19 protein-coding genes and 1 tRNA gene are annotated in these 17152 nt (G+C 59.4%); 5 read left to right on the top strand and 15 right to left on the bottom strand.

Features of this window, described 5'->3' with window-relative positions; genetic code table 11:
- Positions 1-68: 68 nt before the first annotated feature.
- The 4 genes from WBK19_RS12525 to WBK19_RS12510 form a co-directional block, all read right to left on the bottom strand.
- Positions 69-647 carry an SCO family protein gene (locus tag WBK19_RS12525; RefSeq protein ID WP_511290187.1) on the bottom strand — a complete coding sequence of 193 codons (579 nt, stop codon included), beginning with the start codon at positions 645-647 and terminating at the stop codon, positions 69-71.
- A gap of 66 nt (positions 648-713) precedes the next feature.
- Positions 714-890 carry a hypothetical protein gene (locus tag WBK19_RS12520; RefSeq protein WP_511290185.1) on the bottom strand — a complete coding sequence of 59 codons (177 nt, stop codon included), beginning with the start codon at positions 888-890 and terminating at the stop codon, positions 714-716.
- Positions 891-1010: 120 nt separating this feature from the next.
- The gene (locus tag WBK19_RS12515) at positions 1011-1937 is read right to left on the bottom strand and encodes a diguanylate cyclase domain-containing protein (RefSeq protein WP_511290183.1); all 927 of its coding nucleotides are present in this window, start codon (positions 1935-1937) and stop codon (positions 1011-1013) included.
- Positions 1938-2171: 234 nt separating this feature from the next.
- Positions 2172-2259, bottom strand: a tRNA-Ser gene (locus WBK19_RS12510).
- Between the two features lie 129 nt (positions 2260-2388).
- On the opposite strand from WBK19_RS12510, the gene WBK19_RS12505 reads away from it, so the two are divergent.
- Positions 2389-3081, top strand: a complete 693-nt coding sequence (locus tag WBK19_RS12505; protein WP_511290181.1) for a Bax inhibitor-1/YccA family protein — start codon at positions 2389-2391, stop codon at positions 3079-3081.
- 66 nt (positions 3082-3147) lie between these two features.
- Here WBK19_RS12505 and rlmD read toward each other — a convergent pair whose 3' ends face one another.
- Positions 3148-4446 carry a 23S rRNA (uracil(1939)-C(5))-methyltransferase RlmD gene (rlmD, locus tag WBK19_RS12500; protein ID WP_511290179.1) on the bottom strand — a complete coding sequence of 433 codons (1299 nt, stop codon included), beginning with the start codon at positions 4444-4446 and terminating at the stop codon, positions 3148-3150.
- Positions 4447-4496: 50 nt separating this feature from the next.
- Here rlmD and WBK19_RS12495 point away from each other — a divergent pair, with 50 nt between their 5' ends.
- A complete protein-coding gene (locus WBK19_RS12495) occupies positions 4497-4973 on the top strand; it encodes a DUF7931 domain-containing protein (protein WP_511290177.1) in 477 nt (158 codons plus the stop codon).
- A 135-nt stretch (positions 4974-5108) separates the two neighbouring features.
- Positions 5109-5369 (top strand): hypothetical protein, encoded by a 261-nt coding sequence (locus WBK19_RS12490; protein WP_511290175.1) that lies wholly within the window; start codon positions 5109-5111, stop codon positions 5367-5369.
- A 56-nt stretch (positions 5370-5425) separates the two neighbouring features.
- On the opposite strand, the gene WBK19_RS12485 is transcribed toward WBK19_RS12490, so the two are convergent.
- The 6 genes from WBK19_RS12485 to WBK19_RS12460 all read right to left on the bottom strand — a co-directional run bounded on the left by WBK19_RS12485 (position 5426) and on the right by WBK19_RS12460 (position 10819).
- Positions 5426-6193: an MBL fold metallo-hydrolase gene (locus WBK19_RS12485; protein ID WP_511290173.1), complete on the bottom strand. Its 768-nt coding sequence runs from the start codon at positions 6191-6193 to the stop codon at positions 5426-5428.
- A complete protein-coding gene (gene bamC, locus WBK19_RS12480; RefSeq protein WP_511290171.1) occupies positions 6190-7320 on the bottom strand; it encodes an NlpB/DapX family lipoprotein in 1131 nt (376 codons plus the stop codon). Before bamC ends, WBK19_RS12485 begins: the two co-directional genes overlap by 4 nt.
- Positions 7321-7336: 16 nt before the next feature.
- On the bottom strand, positions 7337-8215 hold the full coding sequence (gene dapA, locus WBK19_RS12475) for a 4-hydroxy-tetrahydrodipicolinate synthase (protein WP_511290169.1): 879 nt from the start codon (positions 8213-8215) through the stop codon (positions 7337-7339).
- Positions 8216-8293: 78 nt separating this feature from the next.
- Positions 8294-9262, bottom strand: coding sequence for a tRNA lysidine(34) synthetase TilS (tilS, locus tag WBK19_RS12470; protein ID WP_511290167.1), 969 nt, complete (start codon positions 9260-9262; stop codon positions 8294-8296).
- On the bottom strand, positions 9231-10199 hold the full coding sequence (locus WBK19_RS12465) for an acetyl-CoA carboxylase carboxyltransferase subunit alpha (protein WP_511290165.1): 969 nt from the start codon (positions 10197-10199) through the stop codon (positions 9231-9233). Before WBK19_RS12465 ends, tilS begins: the two co-directional genes overlap by 32 nt.
- A gap of 59 nt (positions 10200-10258) precedes the next feature.
- Positions 10259-10819, bottom strand: a complete 561-nt coding sequence (locus tag WBK19_RS12460) for a DNA-3-methyladenine glycosylase family protein (RefSeq protein ID WP_511290163.1) — start codon at positions 10817-10819, stop codon at positions 10259-10261.
- A gap of 176 nt (positions 10820-10995) precedes the next feature.
- On the opposite strand from WBK19_RS12460, the gene WBK19_RS12455 reads away from it, so the two are divergent.
- Entirely contained in the window at positions 10996-12174 is a 1179-nt protein-coding gene (locus WBK19_RS12455) for an EAL and HDOD domain-containing protein (protein WP_511290161.1), read from the top strand.
- Here the strand turns inward: WBK19_RS12455 and WBK19_RS12450 are convergent, their stop codons facing one another.
- Positions 12175-12819, bottom strand: a complete 645-nt coding sequence (locus WBK19_RS12450; protein WP_511290159.1) for an MBL fold metallo-hydrolase — start codon at positions 12817-12819, stop codon at positions 12175-12177.
- A gap of 121 nt (positions 12820-12940) precedes the next feature.
- Here WBK19_RS12450 and WBK19_RS12445 point away from each other — a divergent pair, with 121 nt between their 5' ends.
- The gene (locus WBK19_RS12445) at positions 12941-13801 is read left to right on the top strand and encodes an HDOD domain-containing protein (protein ID WP_511290157.1); all 861 of its coding nucleotides are present in this window, start codon (positions 12941-12943) and stop codon (positions 13799-13801) included.
- A 4-nt stretch (positions 13802-13805) separates the two neighbouring features.
- Here the strand turns inward: WBK19_RS12445 and WBK19_RS12440 are convergent, their stop codons facing one another.
- The 3 genes from WBK19_RS12440 to WBK19_RS12430 are packed head-to-tail and all read right to left on the bottom strand — an operon-like array spanning position 13806 to position 17122.
- On the bottom strand, positions 13806-13940 hold the full coding sequence (locus tag WBK19_RS12440) for a hypothetical protein (RefSeq protein ID WP_511290156.1): 135 nt from the start codon (positions 13938-13940) through the stop codon (positions 13806-13808).
- The gene (locus tag WBK19_RS12435; RefSeq protein WP_511290154.1) at positions 13937-15145 is read right to left on the bottom strand and encodes an MFS transporter; all 1209 of its coding nucleotides are present in this window, start codon (positions 15143-15145) and stop codon (positions 13937-13939) included. The genes WBK19_RS12440 and WBK19_RS12435 overlap by 4 nt, the downstream gene beginning before the upstream one ends.
- A 36-nt stretch (positions 15146-15181) precedes the next feature.
- Positions 15182-17122: an ATP-binding cassette domain-containing protein gene (locus tag WBK19_RS12430; RefSeq protein WP_511290152.1), complete on the bottom strand. Its 1941-nt coding sequence runs from the start codon at positions 17120-17122 to the stop codon at positions 15182-15184.
- Positions 17123-17152 lie beyond the last annotated feature (30 nt).

The raw sequence follows: 17152 nt of genomic DNA, 5'->3' as shown, positions 1-17152 counted from the left end.
GCCAAAAATCAAAAGGCACACGGTAGCGAGGGCCGCGAGTAATCCGAGTGCGACAGTCGATGGGCGCATCAGAGCAGTTTTTTCACCGTAGATACGATCTTGTCGGTCGGTGCGCCCAATTCGAGAACCGCCGCCAGCTTGCCGTCCGGCCCGACAACGTAGGTCGACGTCGTGTGATCAACCGCATAGCTGCCATCCGCGGCTGCCGCCTGCTTGATGTAACCGGCGCCGAAAGCCTTGGCCAGTATCGCGATCTGCTCGCTGGAACTGGTCGCGCCGATCATCTCGGGATGGAAGTAAGCGGTATATTCCTTCAAGTGCTTGACGGTGTCGCGCTCGGGATCGACCGAAATCATGATCAGCTTGACCCGGCTGCGCTCTTCCGCGCTCAAAGCCTTCAGCGCCAGGCCGCCAGAAGCCAGCGAAGCCGGGCAGATATCCGGGCAATTTGTGTAACCGAAATAGACCAGCAAGACCTTGCCGCGCAAGGCTTTGGAATCGACCGGGCCATCGGCTGACTGGAGCACGAAGTCAGCGCCAAGCGGCAATTTTGGATCACGGCCAGCGGTTCCGCCACGCATCAGCAAGGCAATCCCCAGCAATAGTGCGAGGCCAAGTGCCACGCCGATCAAGGCATATTTTTTCATGGTCCGGAAAAACAAAAGGCAGACCTGAAGTCTGCCGGTATTACTGCGATGGCGGTAGCGCTCAGATCAAAAACGGTTCGATGCCCGCATCAAGGCACCGCGCAGGGCAATGGTCACGGCCGAACCGAGTCCGACGCGCTGGGCAACGGCCGGCAAAATAATCAGCGAAGCCAGCGCAAACCCGGCGCCGAGCAGCAGCGAAGCCATTTCCGGCTGATTCTGAGATTTCTGATTCTGGTTCATGGCGCTCTCCCTTACGCGTTTGTCGCCATGCTAACGACTTCGGTGCGCCAGGGGGATGCGACATATTGCCGCACACCGGCAAAACAGCCCCAACGGGCGGGTTGCCTTATTTACGCGGCATTACTCATCTCCGGCAAATGAATAGCCACGCTTGTTGCGCTTCGCCCGGTACATGGCCTTGTCCGCAGCATCGAGCAGCGCATCCGAAGTCGTGCCATCTTTCGGGAAGATCGACACGCCAAGGCTAGGGTTGATGCTCAGGCTGATGCGAATGTCCCGCACCCGAATGTCACACGGTACTTGTACCGCCTTGATGATTTTATCCGCGACGATCGCGATGTCCTGCTCGCTCTCGGTATTCATCAAAACAAACAGGAATTCGTCACCACCATAGCGGCAGACCGTGTCATCGTCCCGCGTCGTTTCCTTGAGTCGCCCGCCGATCGTTTGCAAGACGAAATCACCCACGTCGTGCCCATACGTATCGTTGATCGCCTTGAAGTCATCCAGATCCAGAAACATCACAGCAAAATGAAGACCATGCCGATTGGCAACGGCCAGCCCATGTTCGAGCCGATCATTGAACAGCGCGCGGTTAGGCAGGCCAGTTAAAGGGTCGTGGAGGGATGCATGGCGCGCCGCGTCCCCCTGCCTGGTGACCGTGGCCAATTGAGCATCCAGAGCATGCCGCTCGATGACCTCTTCCTCCAGCGCCTTATTGACCAAGGACAAGGCCTCGGAAGCATCCTGCACCTTGGTCTCGACGGCCTCGCTTTTTTCGAGCGCGTTTTCAACGCCTGGCGAAACATCTCCGTCCTGCAATTCCCGCTTCAGACCGGCATTGACCGACGACAAGTCGTCTGCACACTCTTCGACGATATCCTTGACGCGCTCGCTTTGGCCCAACACCTGGGTCAGCGACTTGGCGGACGGAGGGGGTTTCAACAACTGCGCGATTGTATTTTTTGGCATGCGTTCAAGGGTCCTGACAATAGGCGAATCAAGCTCACCACAAGCAAGTTCGGCAACATTTAGCGAGGCACTCAAGCCCGCACTCTCAAGAGTATTTTTGCATTTGGGGAAAAGGCAGTCAGTGCGCGAACGCACAGTAGGTGGCTTTGGTAAACAGGACGAAGGCAGGGGCCTCTGCACATGACCTCTAGCAGTCAAATCTCGCCTGCAACCCGTTTTTCTCGATCTTCCACGGTCAACCGGAAAAAACGGCCTAAAACAAAAAACCACAGAAAGCAAAACGGCCCCAATGGGGCCGATGCAATTCCTTGGCGGGTCCGGTGAGATTCGAACTCACGATGCTTTTCAGCACGCCGGTTTTCAAGACCGGTGCATTCAACCACTCTGCCACAGACCCGGAAGGCGGGCATGATAGCACAGTCGCCTCCGGTACAATCTGACACAAAAGCGCACAGGATTAATTGAAACTTCGCTCCGGCTCCGTTAGTCTTAACGTTTGTCGCAATAACACAAGGGAGCTTCCCGCATGAACACCAACTTCGAGATTGCCAATCAAGGCTCTTCCGGCCTAGCGCTTCAGCAGAACCGCGTTCTGCGCAACACCTACATGCTGCTCGGCCTTTCGATGGTACCGACAGTCATTGGCGCACTGGTCGGCATCCAGATGCAATTCAGCTTCCTGGCGGGTAGCCCGTTCATTTCCTTCCTCCTCTTCATGGGCGTTGCCATGGGCTTCATGTGGGGCATCGAGAAGAACAAGGACAGCGGACTAGGCGTCGCCCTGCTCCTCGGCTTCACCTTCTTCATGGGCCTCATGCTGTCGCGCATCCTGCAAGTCGCCCTCGGCTTCTCCAACGGTGGCTCGATGATCGCCATGGCCGCCGGTGGCACGGGCGCGGTGTTCTTCGCGATGTCGACCATCGCCGCCGTCAGCAAGCGTGACTTCAGCAGCATGGGCAAGTTCCTGTTCGTCGGCATGATCATCGTCCTGCTCGCCGCCGTCGCCAACATCTTCTTCCAGATTCCGGCGCTGTCGCTAACCATCGCCGTCGCGGTTGTCGGCATCTTCTCGGCCTACATCCTGTATGACATCAGCCGCATCATTCAGGGTGGCGAAACCAACTACGTGAGCGCGACCCTGGCGGTCTACCTCGACGTTTACAACGTTTTCGTCGGCCTGCTGCAACTGATTATGGCCTTCACCGGCGAGCGCGACTAAGCTTCGCTGGCTCGATAGCAAAAGGCGGCCTCGGCCGCCTTTTTCACGTCTGGAAAACCCGTATCGTCAGGGCCGTTCAAAAACGGCAATCGACTCGACGTGGGCGGTGTGCGGGAACATGTTCACGGCACCGGCCGAGATGAAACGGTAGCCCTTCTCCGTGACCAACACCGCCGCATCGCGGGCCAGCGTACCGGGATTGCAGGACACGTAAACGATGCGGCGCGGCGCATCTTTTCCCAGTGCCCGGACCAGCTCAACCGCCCCCTCGCGCGGCGGGTCGATCAGCATCTTGTCGAAACGTCCGAGCGCCGCCAGTGATTGCTCCGAACATTCGAAGAGGTTGGCAACGCCGAACTCGACGCGCTCCGCCAGGCCATTCGAGACCGCGCTCTCCCGCCCGCGCGCCACCAGGCCGGCACTGCCTTCGACACCGACCACGACAGCTCCCGAGCGAGCAATCGGCAAGGTGAAATTCCCCAAGCCACAGAACATGTCGGCGATCCGCTCACCCGGTTGCGGATCGAGCAGGCGCATGGCGCGGCGGACCAGCACGCGATTCACGGCATGGTTAACCTGGGTGAAATCATTGGGCTTGAAATCGAACTCAAGACCGAACTCCGGCAGGGTGTAGGACAAACGCGGGCCGGGCAGCGGATGGAAGCGCTGGATGGAGTCCGGGCCCTTCGGCTGCAGATAAAAGACAATGGCGTGCCGGTCGGCAAACTCGCGCAACAAACGCTCGTCAGCCGCTGTCAGCGGATCCAGAATGCGCAACAGCACAGCCGTGCAGTGCTCGCCAACCGCCACCTCGACCTCGCGGATACGGTCGGCCACCGTCAGCGCGCCGAGCAGTTCGCGCATCGGCATCAACAAGGCTGAAACATGGGACGGCAAAATGTCGCAGGTCCGGATGTCGGCAATGTAGCTGCTGCGCCATTCATGGAAGCCAATCAGCACGCCCCCGCTCTTCGCAACCTGACGAACCGCCAGGCGGGCCCGGTGCCGATAGCCCCAAGGCTCGCCCTGAATCGGCGGCAGCATCGTTTCCGGACGGACGCGCCCGATATGCCAGAGGCTGTCTTCAAGCACACGCTGCTTGGCCGCAACCTGCGCTGACGGATCCATATGCTGCATGGCACATCCGCCACAAACGCCAAAGTGCGGACAGCGCGGCACAACGCGGGCATTCGACGGCTTGATTACACGCACCAGATTCGCCAATTCGAACTTTGATTTTTTCCGGAAGCTGGCGTATTCGACGGTTTCACCCGGCAAGGCGCCATCGACAAAAATGGCCTTGCCGTCCTGGCGGGTAATTCCCCGTGCCTCATGGTCCAGCGCTACGATGATCCCGATTGGCACGGTCAACTCCGAAAAAGCGCGAATTTTAACAATCGGTTAAACTAAGCGCCATGGCTCGCGAACTGATTACCTCCTGGGCAGACTACCAGATGGCGCTCGACCGCCTGCTGGCCATTGCCTGTCATAAGATCAGCATTTATGACGAAGACCTTGTCGCGCTGAAGCTCGAATCCGCCCCCCGCCTGCTTCATATCAAACGAGTCCTTCAGGCCGGTGAGCGCGACACCCTGCAAATAGCCGTTCGCAATGCCGGTCCGATCCGGCAAAAACATCCGCAATTTCTCACCCAGCTAACCACCTACGGCCACCTTGCCGTTGCCCGCCAAACGCCACCGCAGCTTGCCCATCTTCGGGACAGCATGATCCTCGTTGACGACAAGCACGCACTGATCCGCTTCGAACGGGATCAACCACGCAGCAAATTGCTAATCGATGAAATTGACGAAGTCCGGCCCTATTTGACCCGCTTCAAGGAAATCTGGTCAGAAGGTGGAGAAAGCGTGGCCAGCACTACCCTTGGGCTCTAATCTTCAAGCGCTATTTTGCAGTGCAGCAAGTCTCGCCCACAGAAATAAATTATTGTTATAATCGCAGACTGATTAGGTAGCTCCTGATCTCCGATCAATTCAGATTTTGTTGCCTCTTGTCGATAAGGAAATCCCATGAATAAGTCTATCCTCGTTGCTGCTCTGCTCGCCGTTGCCCTGTCCGCTTGCGGCAAGAAGCCGGAAGCTCCGGCTGCCGCCCCTGCACCGGTTGCCGCTCCGGCTGCTGAAGCTGCCAAGCCGGCTGAAGCCGCTGCTCCGGCCGCTGCCCCGGCTGCTGATGCTGCCAAGCCGGCTGATGCCGCTGCCCCGGCTGCCGCTCCGGCTGCTGATGCTGCCAAGCCGGCTGATGCCGCTGCTCCGGCTGCTGCGAAGTAATTCTTCCAGCACAATGAAAACGGGGCTTCGGCCCCGTTTTTTATTGTGCAGAATTTTTAAACCACGCTTCGCCAACCAAATCCGTGATTAGGGCTCGCCACGCCGACCCACTCATCCGGGCACCCCAGTACCCTCGCCACCGCGCCAACCGCCAGTTCGGGCCGATTATTGCGCTCGCTCAAATGTGCAGCCACCAGCGTTTGCAGGCATGAACAATCGATTCGCCCCAGCAATGTAGCTGCCGCTGAATTTTCAAGGTGACCATAGCGCCCGGCAATACGTCGCTTGAGTGACGCCGGGTATGCCGAGCGTTCGAGCATCTCGGCATCATGGTTGAATTCAAGGACCAGGCCAGTACAACCGGACAACATTGCGCAGACATGCGCCGTCGGTTCACCGATATCGGTCAACACCCCCAACCGAACACCCGAACCGGAAAAGACGAATTGCACAGGTTCACGCGCATCGTGAGGCACAGGAAAAGGCTGAACCTCCAGATCGCCGATCGACAGCGAACGATGGCTATCGATAATGTGCAGATCCAGCTCCGAATCGGCTTCACGACAGCCAACCCAGGTCCCGTGCGTCATCCAGACCGGCAGTCCGAACTTGCGGGCCAGCCGAAACACGCCGGCGACATGGTCGCCATGCTCATGGGTGACAAGAATCCCCGCCAGATCAGATGGAGCCCGGCCAAGGCGGAGCAAACGAGCCACGGTTTCCCGTAGCCCGAAGCCACAGTCGAGCATCAGGCAGGTTGCCCCATGCTCGACAAGCAGCGCGTTTCCAGCGCTGCCGCTGCCGAGCGAGGCAAAACGAATCACTGCAACTGCTGGAGGAGCAGGCCGAGAATCTTCTTTGCGGTTTCCGACTTATCAGTACCGCCTTCGTTGGAGAGGACCTTGACGGTACTCTGCTCGCCAGCATCGCTGACAAAAATACGATACTGGACCTTGGAACTGGCCGGCGGCTCGGTACTCTTCCAGAAAGCCAGCTTGGAAAGGAATCCATCGTCCTTCTTGCTGCGGTTGTCCAATTCAGGATCAACATAGCGCACGAAATACAGGCCACGCGAGCGATCACGATCTTCGACCGTAAACCCGACACGATCCAGTGCCAGGCCAACACGACGCCAGGCACGGTCAAAACGTTCAAGCACTTCCAGCGTACCGGCACCATCGTCCGACTTGGCCAGTTTTGCGCGCGGCTCAGCTTTGACCGACGCGATCGAGGCTTCGGCGCGTTTCTCTTCGGAACCGAGACGAACCATCAAACGGCGCAGCATCTCCGCCTCCAGCTCAGGATCGGCGGCACGAGGTTGCCAACGCGTGTCATCCTTGGCCGTTGACGTATAGACCTCTTCCATAGAGCGATGGCTGACGAAAATATCGGTTGTTCCCGGCGTCGTGCCGGGCTCGAAGCGGGTTCGGAACTTGTCGCGCTCGCCGGTCGAGTACAGCGAGTCGAGCAAGCGTCCGACGGTGTTGCGAATGATATCGTCACCTATCTTGGCGCGATTTTCAGCCCAGTCGGTTTCCATCACGCCGGCTTCGGGACGTTCCACGGAAATGATGAAACCCGTTTCCTGCCAGAAATCCTTGACTGTATCCCACAGCTTGTCCGGTGCAGCGGCCACAACCAGCCAGCGCTGATTGCCCGAACGTTCGACACGCACCTTGTCGACCTGCGGCAGGACAACCGAGTTCTGCGCCTGAGCCTGCGGCGTGCGATCGGCGCTGTAGGCCGAGAATGTGGCGCTCCCCTTGCCCGCCACATCCGGCACGAGGTAGCGGTCGTCACGGGTAATCTGTGACAGGTCGGGAGGCACTTCGAGCGTCGGCGCCTTGCCGGCCGATTTGTATTCAATCTTGCGGGAATCGGGAAGAACACCGCACCCGGCCAGAGCAATGGCAAGCACGGAAAGGGAGAGACCGGAAAGCCGACGATTCATTATTTCTTCACTCCGCTCAGGCAAGAACGCCAGCCTGGCGCATGGCGGCCAGAACACGGGCATGGCTGGCTTCGGACAGGGTGGTCAGGGGCAGACGGATGCCGTTGGGCGACAGGCCCATCTTGTGCACCGCCCACTTGACCGGAATCGGATTGGCTTCGCAGAACAGATCGCGATGCAATCCAAGCAGCTTGAAGTGGATTTCACGCGCCTTGACGATGTTGCCACTCGCGGCGGCAACACACATCTCGTGCATTAGGCGCGGCGCGACGTTGGCAGTTACCGAGATGTCGCCATGAAAACCAAGGCTGATGGTCGCCACGGCGGTCATGTCATCGCCGGTGTACAGGGCGAAATCCTTGGGCGCACGGGCAATCAGATCGCAAGCGCGGTCGATATTGCCGGTCGCATCCTTGACGCCAACGATGCCGGGAACTTCGGCCAGACGCAAAATGGTGTCGTTCGACATATCGGCGACGGTGCGGCCCGGTACGTTATAGAGCAGGACAGGCAGTTCGACGGCTTCGGCAATCGCCTTGAAATGGCGATAGAGGCCTTCCTGTGTCGGCTTGTTGTAGTAGGGAACGACGGACAGGGCCATATTGGCGCCGGCCTTTTTGGCAAACTCCGTCAATTCGATCGCTTCAGCCGTCGAATTTGCGCCGGTACCGGCAATGACCGGGATACGGCCGGCGACATGATCGACCGCGACCTTGATCAGTTCACAATGTTCCTCGACATTGACCGTCGGCGACTCGCCAGTCGTTCCGACGACCACGATGCCATCGGTCCCTTCGCTGACATGGAAGTCGAGCAGGTTGCGGAAAGCGTTCAAATCGAGGCTGCCATCCTCATGCATGGGCGTAACGATGGCGACAATGGATCCAGTAATCATGGCCTGTTTATGGAATAAGTAATCTGTTGATTGTAACTGAAGGCCATTCACCGCGGAAAGGCGCTTGGTAACACTTTGTTATTTTTCCGGCAGCCAGCTGAGCAGGCCACGCGCCACACGCATTTTCCCACCGGGCAACATCAGTTCCGGGTGACGATCCGGAGCAGCAGATTGCAGTTGTCGAGCGAACTCCTCAAGGCGGGCCGCGACCGGAACCTGCCACCCCAGGGAACGCAGGCGATAGCGCAACAGGTTCTTCAGGCGGGGCAGCGAAAGCTGGCGCAAGGGCCGCATGAGCGCTGCTTCACCCTCGGCAACCAGTTGCCAGTCGTGGGCGGCAAGCTCATCGAGCAGACCGGCCGCTTCAGCGAAGTGGCTTGCTGCTTGAGCCAGAGAAGCTTCAGCCGATGGGAAGCGCTGAGTTATCGTGGTCAACGCCTCATGGCGAAGATAATTTCGGGTCAAAGAGGTATCGACATTACTCTCGTCGTCGACCCACGCCAGACCTTCGTCCAAGGCATAGCGCTCGATTTCAGCCCGGGAAATATCCAGCAGCGGCCGCAACAGACGCAGCCGGCCAAAACGACGCTCAACCGGCATTCCCGCCGCGCCGGTCAGCCCGGTGCCACGCAACAGGTTAAACAAGACAGTTTCAGCCTGATCGCCGCGATGCTGCGCCAGGACCAGACTATCGCCGGTACATTCGGCAAATGCCGCATAACGCGCAGCACGGGCAGCCGCTTCAAGACCAAGCCCGGACGACGTATCTACCGCCACATGACGGATAGCCAGCGGAATTCCAAGCTGCTCGCAATAGTCGGCACAGAACGCTGCCCAGGCGTCGGCATTGGGCGATAGCCCATGATGGACATGAATGGCCGCAATCTCGCCGAGGCCGAGATTGCTCAGAACATGGAGAAGGACAACAGAGTCACAACCGCCGGACAGCCCTACCCAAAGGCGGGCATCCGGCTGGAGACGGGTGGAGAGGAAAGCGCCTACCCGTTTCCGAAGATCAGCTGACAGGCTGTTCCTTGTAGCGGCCATAACTCATCAGCCGTTCGTAGCGGGTGGCCAGAAGTTCGGCAGTCGACTGGCCGGATAGCTGCTTCAGTGCATCCTGCAGGGCCTTCTTGAGGTTCTGCGCCATCGCAGCGTGATCGCGGTGCGCTCCACCCAGCGGCTCGCTAATGATCTTGTCGATCAAACCCAGGGTTTTCAGGCGCTGCGCCGTGATACCCATGGTCTCGGCAGCTTCCGGCGCCTTTTCGGCGCTCTTCCAGAGAATCGAAGCGCAGCCTTCCGGCGAAATCACCGAGTAGGTCGAGTATTGCAGCATTTGCACGGTGTCGCCGACGGCAATGGCCAGCGCACCGCCGGAACCACCCTCACCGATGATGGTGACGATGACCGGCACTTTCAGTTCAGCCATCACGTACAGATTGCGACCAATTGCCTCGGACTGGCCGCGCTCTTCGGCATCGATACCCGGATAGGCACCCGGCGTGTCGACGAAGGTCATGACCGGAATACCGAACTTTTCGGCCAGCTTCATCAGCCGTAGTGCCTTGCGATAGCCCTCTGGACGCGGCATGCCGAAGTTGCGATAAATCTTGTCCTTGGTATCGCGCCCCTTCTGGTGGCCAATGACCATGACCGACTGACCGTTGAAGCGAGCCAGGCCACCAACGATGGCATGGTCATCAGCGAAGGCACGATCACCATGCAGTTCTTCGAAGTCGGTAAAGATCAGCGACAGGTAATCCAGTGTGTAGGGACGCTGCGGATGGCGCGCCACTTGGGAAATCTGCCACGGACTCAGTTTGGCGTAGATATCCTTGGTCAGTTGGCCGCTCTTCTTCTCCAGTCGCTCGATCTCTTCCGAGATATCGACGGCGGAATCATCCTGCACGAAACGCAGTTCTTCGATCTTGGCTTCAAGGTCGGCGATGGATTGTTCGAAGTCGAGGAAACTAGTTTTCATGGACTGCTCGTTTGCTAAGTTGGCGCGCATTTTACCCCAAAGGTAAGAAGGCTACCGTTTCAGTACTCGACGGGCACCGGATCGAGACTGCGCCACAGATACCAGGTGGCGACTGAACGCCAGGGGCGCCAGCGCTCTCCGAACTCGGCGAGGGCTCGGCGAGTCTGCTTTTCTCCGGCGAAATATCGTTCGCAGACGGCACGTTGCAGGCCGATGTCGTCGAGCGGAAAAACGTCAGGTCGCAACTGGTGAAAAATCAGGAACATCTCGGCTGTCCACCGACCGATACCGCGAACAGCGGTCAGTTCGGCAATGATCTCTTCGTCGCTCAACTGCAACCAGGCTGAAGGATCAAGTTGCCCACTGACAAAATGTCCGGCCAGATCCCAAAGATATTCTATTTTTCGTCTGGATAGGCCACAGCCGACCAAGCCGCTCTCGCCCAATTCAACCACGCGGACCGGCACCACTTCACCGATTTGCCCGACAAATCGCCCCCAAACCGCATCTGCGGCCTTGACGGAAATCTGCTGACCGACAATCGAACGCGCCAAAGTACCGAAAGCATCGCCACGCGAAGCAAGCGACACCCCTGTATAACGCTCGACCAGTTCCGCCATCGTCGGATCCTGGCGCGACAATTCGACTGCAGCTTGGGACCAATACTCGGGAGACATCGGCAAATTATACGGTGATGCCACGGTCAACCGGGAAAACGAGCCTATTTGCGAATTACATAGGACACGGCCATGATCAAGTTTGCTAACATTGCTCAAAATAATCCGGAGAACAATCAATGCCCGGCACTGGCCTAGTTTTTGTTTATCCGCTTCTCGGCGCGGATGAGTCGTGGTCTGGCTTCAGCATAGAACTCGCTCCCGGAAAAACCGATCGCGAGACGCTGGCACGGCTGTTTTCCTCGCCGCTGCTCGACACGTTTGATCAACGACTCCCATGGTTGATGCCGGCAATTGCTGGCGGATATGATGCCGGCTTGTTGACCGAACGTTCAGTCACCGTCTTCCCGAGCCATCCCGCCCCACAGGATGCCGATGCACTGAGCGAACTTGAGGCGAGTCTTCGCCTGACTCGGCGCAAGGTAGGGCTGGCAGCGACATCTGACTCCAAGCTGCCAGGTGCCGGATGTTGGGACTACCTGCTGATTGGCAGCAGCCACGCCCGCAGCCTGCCGCCTTTTATCCTGATCGGCCTGGCCAGTCGCACCACGCTGGTTGCCACGGATGTGCACACCCACAACGATCGCGAGTGGATTTTGAACAATGCCTGCGTCCTGTCGACTTGCGAATTTCTGCAAACACGCTCAACCCCGAATGCGAAGGCCGACATAACTCGCCTGAAGTTGCTGAAATTGCTCACCCTGATCGCGGATGATGCTGACGCCAGCGCCCTCGACACTATTTTCCGCGAAGAGCCAAAGCTCTCCTACAGCCTGCTTCGGCTCGTCAATTCAGCCGCCCTTTCGCCAGGCAGCCCGATCACCAGCTTTACCCAGGCCATCACTCTGCTTGGCCGTCGGCAGTTGCAGCGCTGGTTGCAATTGCTGGTCTATTCCGACCCGAACAACGGTCAACACCCCAATCCACTGCTGCAAAAAGCGGCTGCACGCGGCCGCCTCTTTGAACTACTGGCCCAGCACATAACTCCAGAACTGCCCCCCGAGCAGCTAGCCGATACAGCCTTCATGATCGGGACCTTCTCTCTGCTTGACGTATTACTCGGCATGTCCATGCCGGAAATCATGCGCCAGCTTCCACTGCCCGAAGCAGCGCAGAAAGCGCTGGTCGAACACCAAGGCGGCTTGGGCGAGCTTCTGGCCGCCGTCACCGCCGTCGACAAGCACGACCTGAAATTGGCATCAGTCAGGCTTAAGGACCTTGGCATCGACAGCAATGATTACTTCGCTGCCCAACTCGAAGCCTATGGCTGGGCTTCGAAAATCCACGCAGGCGCCTGATCAGCCAAAGCGGCCACTCAGGAAGGGGTTGTACTTGCGCTCCTCGCCAAAGTTCGACATCGGCCCATGGCCGGGCACAAATTCTACGTCGTCACCCAGAGGAAAGAGCTTTTCCTTGATCGAGCGAATCAGCGTGTCGTGATCGCCGCGCGGGAAGTCAGTCCGCCCGATTGAGCCCTGGAACAACACATCGCCGACCTGGGCCAGATGACTCGGCGCGTGGTAGAAGACAACGTGCCCGGGCGTGTGGCCGGGGCAATGCAGCACATCCAGCTCAACCTCGCCGAAACTGACCTTGTCGCCATCCTTGAGCCAGCGCGTCGGCTCAAAGCTGCGCACATTGGGAAAACCGAACATCTTGCTCTGCTGCGGCATGCCCTCGATCCAGAAACGGTCTTCCTCGTGCGGACCTTCGATGATGCTGACCCCGCTCTGCTCGGCCAGCAACGCAACCCCCCCGGCATGGTCGATGTGGCCATGCGTAACGAGTATTTTGACCAGGGTCAGCTTTTCATCTGCCAAAAACCGCTGGATGCGCTCGACATCGCCACCCGGATCGATGACAACGGCCTGGCGGGTATTCTCGCACCAGAAAATGGTGCAGTTTTGCTCGAAGGGGGTAACGGGAACTATGGCGTAGCGCATGGCTGAAAATGGATAATTTGACCGGCCCGGATTATCGCATGCCAGCGCGCTTGCCCGGCACCGCCCTCCCCCTTAAACTCCCTGCCGACAGCCCATTTCTCTTCGCGAAAGCCAGCCACTCATGCTCGACCACCCGCTACCCGATCTTGATGCCTGGGCTCTTCTCTTCAGCAGTAATACGCTGCCTATCCTCCGCATCACCAAGCGGCGAATCGAAGAAATGCGGGCCAATCTTGACCGCGTCGACGCCCGTGAACTAGCCCGGCTGATCCTCCAGGACCCTATCATGACTGTCCGCGTCCTTGCCTTCACCCAGCCGATGCGCGGACGCTCCCTGCAGCACGACATCACAACCATTGCCAGCTCGGTCGTCATGGCTGGCATCGAGCCATTTTTCAATCACTTCAGCGAACTGTTTACGATCGAAGACCAACTCAAGGAGGCGGGCCCACATGCTCTGCTGGGCGTCCTGCAAATCGTTCGCCGAGCCCAGCGAGCAGCTGACTACGCGCAGGACTGGGCAGTCTGGCGGCATGACGTGAATATGGAAGAGGTGCGTATTGCCGCGCTGCTGCACGACCTTGCCGAAATTCTGGTCTGGTGTTCTGCACCGAGCCTCGGGCTGGCTATTCACGACCAGCAGAAGGCCAACCCGACCATGCGCAGCGCCGATGCGCAGAAGCAGGCCCTTGGCTTCACCTTCCACGAAATCCAGCTTGAACTCTGCCGCGTCTGGAATCTGCCTGAATTGCTGCGCACGCTGATCGACGAAGACAACGCAGAGAACCCGCGCGTGCAAAACGTCACGCTGGCCGTCCGCCTCGCCCGTCATTCGTCCTACAGTTGGGAAGACCCGGCGCTGCCCGACGACTACAAGGATATCGGCGAGCTGCTTAATGTCACGCCGGACACCGTTCGCCAGCGCCTCGGCCTGTTGCCGGTACCGGCCCGCGAGGCTGACGGAGAGGCCGCCCTGGCCTAGTGCGCTACCCGCAGAATCGCAGGTTGGCCCAGTCGAGCAATAGCTCGGGCATCTGGTAAGCAGCAAAGATCAACGCCAGCAACAGCACAACCAGCGCCACGCCAACGCCACCGAGGAACCAGCGCCAGTTCGGCTTCACGTTGCCACGCTCAGTCGGGCCAGCGGTTTCTCGCTGACCGGCCACGAACAGATGGCAGCCAGAATCGACAAGCCGATCGAGATTGACCAGGCCAGCGAGTAAGAGCCAGTTTCGTCGAAAATCCGCCCGCCGAGCCAGGCGCCAAGGAAGCTGCCGAGCTGGTGGCCGAGAAAGACCACGCCGGTCAGCATCGACATGTAGCGCAGCCCGAAAATCTGGGCGATCAGGCCGTTGGTCAGCGGCACGGTACCGAGCCACAGGATGCCGATGACGGCAGCGAATATCCAGGCTGCTGCGGTCGACAGCGGAACCAGCATGAAAATCAAAATGGCCACGGCGCGCAGGCCGTAGATCCAGACGAGCAGGTTTTTCTTGCTCGAGCGCCCGCCGGCCCAGCCAAAATAGAAAGAGCCGAAAATATTGAACAGGCCAATCAGCGCCACCGCCGTCATGCCAATGTTGGCCGACATGCCGGCATCGACGAGATAGGACGGCAGATGCAGCATGATGAAAGCCGTCTGGAAGCCACACACGAAATAGCCCCAGAACAGGTAGTGGAAACTGCGCTCGCGGCTTGCCTCATGCAGCGCCTCGACGACCGATTGCCCAGCACCGGCCGACGGCTTGTGGCCATCGGCCATGGCATAGGCCAGCGGGGCAATCAGTCCGACACCGCAGGCGAGCAGGACGAGCGCGCTCTCCCAGCCATAGTTGGAGATCATCATCTGGCCGACGGGGAGCACGGCAAACTGGCCGAACGAACCGCCGGCACTGGCGATACCGAGGGCGAGGCTGCGCTTTTCCGGCGTCGTATGGCGGCCGATGACGCCCATGATGACAGGAAAGGTTGTTCCCGACAGGCCAAGGCCGATGAGCAGGCCGGCTGAGAGATCAAGCGTCAGCGGCGTCGGCGACACCGACATGAGGACCAGCCCGAGCACATAGAGTGTCGCCGCGACAAACAAGGTGCGCCCGGCGCCATAGCGATCGGCGATGGCGCCGGCAAACGGTGAGCCGAGGCCCCAGACCAGGTTCTGCAGGGCGAAGGCAAACGAGAAAGTCTCGCGGCTCCAGCCGTTGTCGGCCGACATCGGCTGCAGGAAGAGGCCCGCCGTGTGGCGGACGCCCATCGACAGCGTCAGAATGACGCAGCCGGCAATCAGGATGAGCGTCGGCGTGCGCCAGCTAGTGTTTGTTGTATTCATGAATGATCCCGGACAAGGCCCGTTGGAGCATGAGGATTACGCCGGGTTCCCGGCGCGTGCTTCGAGCCCTTCCCAGCGTTCGAGCATGGCTATGAGTTCATCATCGATGGCGGCCAGACGGTCGGAGGCCTTTTGCGCTGCATCCGGATCGGTCTGGTAGAGGGAAGCATCGGCGAGACGCTTGCCCAGTTCGGCCTGTTCGGCTTCCAGGCCGGCGATTTTTCCGGGCAGATCCTCCAGTTCACGCTGCTCTTTCCACGACAGCTTTTCGCCTTTCGCCTTGGCCGGCTCGACGGCCTTGATGGGCTCAGCGGCCTTGGCGGCGGGCTTGGTTTCTGCCTTGGCCTTCGGCGCTTCCTTGGCCAGGCTGGCCTTGTAGGTCGCCCAGTCGGTGTAACCGCCGGCGTATTCCTTCCAAGTGCCGTCGCCTTCGGCGGCAATGGTCTGGGTAACGACATTGTCGATGAAAGTCCGGTCATGGCTGACCAAAAACAGCGTACCTTCGTAGGTCTGCAGCAACTCTTCGAGCAATTCCAGCGTTTCGATGTCGAGGTCGTTGGTCGGTTCGTCGAGGACCAGCACGTTGGCCGGCTTGGCGAACAGGCGGGCCAGCAGCAAACGATTGCGCTCACCGCCGGACAGCGAACTGACGGGAGAACGGGCACGTTCTGGTGCGAACAGGAAATCCTCCAGATAGCCGATCACGTGTTTGCGGGCACCGCCGATATCCACCCAGTCCGAGCCCGGTGAAATGACGTCGGACAGCGTCGAATTGGGATCGAGCTGGGTGCGGAACTGGTCGAAATAGGCGATATCCATTTTCGTGCCCTGGCGGACGATGCCGGAATCCGGCTTGATTTCGTCGAGAATCAGGCGGAGCAGCGTCGTCTTGCCGGCGCCGTTCGGGCCGATCAGGCCGATCTTGTCGCCACGCTGAATGCGGGTTGAGAAATCGCGCACAATTTCCCGTTGACCGTAGGATTTATAGACGTGCTCGAGTTCGGCCACCAGCTTGCCGCTCTTGTCGCCTGAGTCGAGTTGCAGATTGACCTTGCCCATCCGCTCGCGCCGGGCCTGACGTTCGGCCCGCAGTTGATCGAGCCGCTGGACGCGGAACACGGCGCGCGTCCGCCGCGCTTCAACGCCCTTGCGAATCCAGATTTCTTCTTCCTTGAGCAGCTTGTCGGCCCGCGCATTGGCCAGGCCCTCCTCGTGCAGCATGGCTTCCTTGCGGAACTGGTAATCCTTGAAACTGCCGGGAAAGCTGACCAGCTTGCCACGATCGAGCTCGACGATGCGGGTGCACACGCGGTCGAGGAAGGAACGGTCGTGGGTAATGAAAAACAGCGTGACGCCAGATTCGATGAGCAGGTTTTCCAGCCATTCGATGGCGGCGATGTCGAGGTGGTTGGTCGGCTCGTCAAGGAGCAACACCTCAGGCGCGACGGCCAGGGCCTGAGCCAGCGCCAGACGCTTCTTCTGACCGCCGGACAGGCTGCCGACCTTGGCATCCGCATCCAGACTGAAACGCTCGATGACCCGCTCGGCCTGCGCCTCGAAAGCCCATGCACCACGCGATTCCAGTTCGTGCTGCAGCTCCGACATGCGTTCGAGCAGGACATCGTGATCGGCATCGATTTCGCCCAGCTTGTGCGATACCTCGTGGTATTCCGCCAAAATCGCGGCGTTCTCGCCCATGCCCGAAATGACCGCCTCGAAGACCGTCGCCTCCATGTCGAATGGCGGCTCCTGCGGCACGTAGCCGACGCGGATGCCCGGCTGTACCCAGACCTCGCCATCATCAAGCCGGCCGCGCCCGGAGCCGGCAGCCATGGCAGCGAGCATCGAGGACTTGCCGGTGCCGTTACGGCCAATCAGGGCGACCCTTTCGCCCGGATCGAGCAGGAAATCGGCGTGATCGAGGAGCGGCACATGGCCGTAGGCAAGGCAGGCAGAGGAAAGTTTTAGGTAGGGCATTGGTCGCAATAAAAACGGCGCCCCACAGGG

It is taken from the genome of Azonexus sp. (genome assembly GCF_049652925.1).
Lineage (GTDB): Bacteria > Pseudomonadota > Gammaproteobacteria > Burkholderiales > Rhodocyclaceae > Azonexus.
The sequence above is the reverse complement of the archived record's forward strand: the minus strand, read 5'-3'. Positions and strand labels throughout refer to the sequence as shown.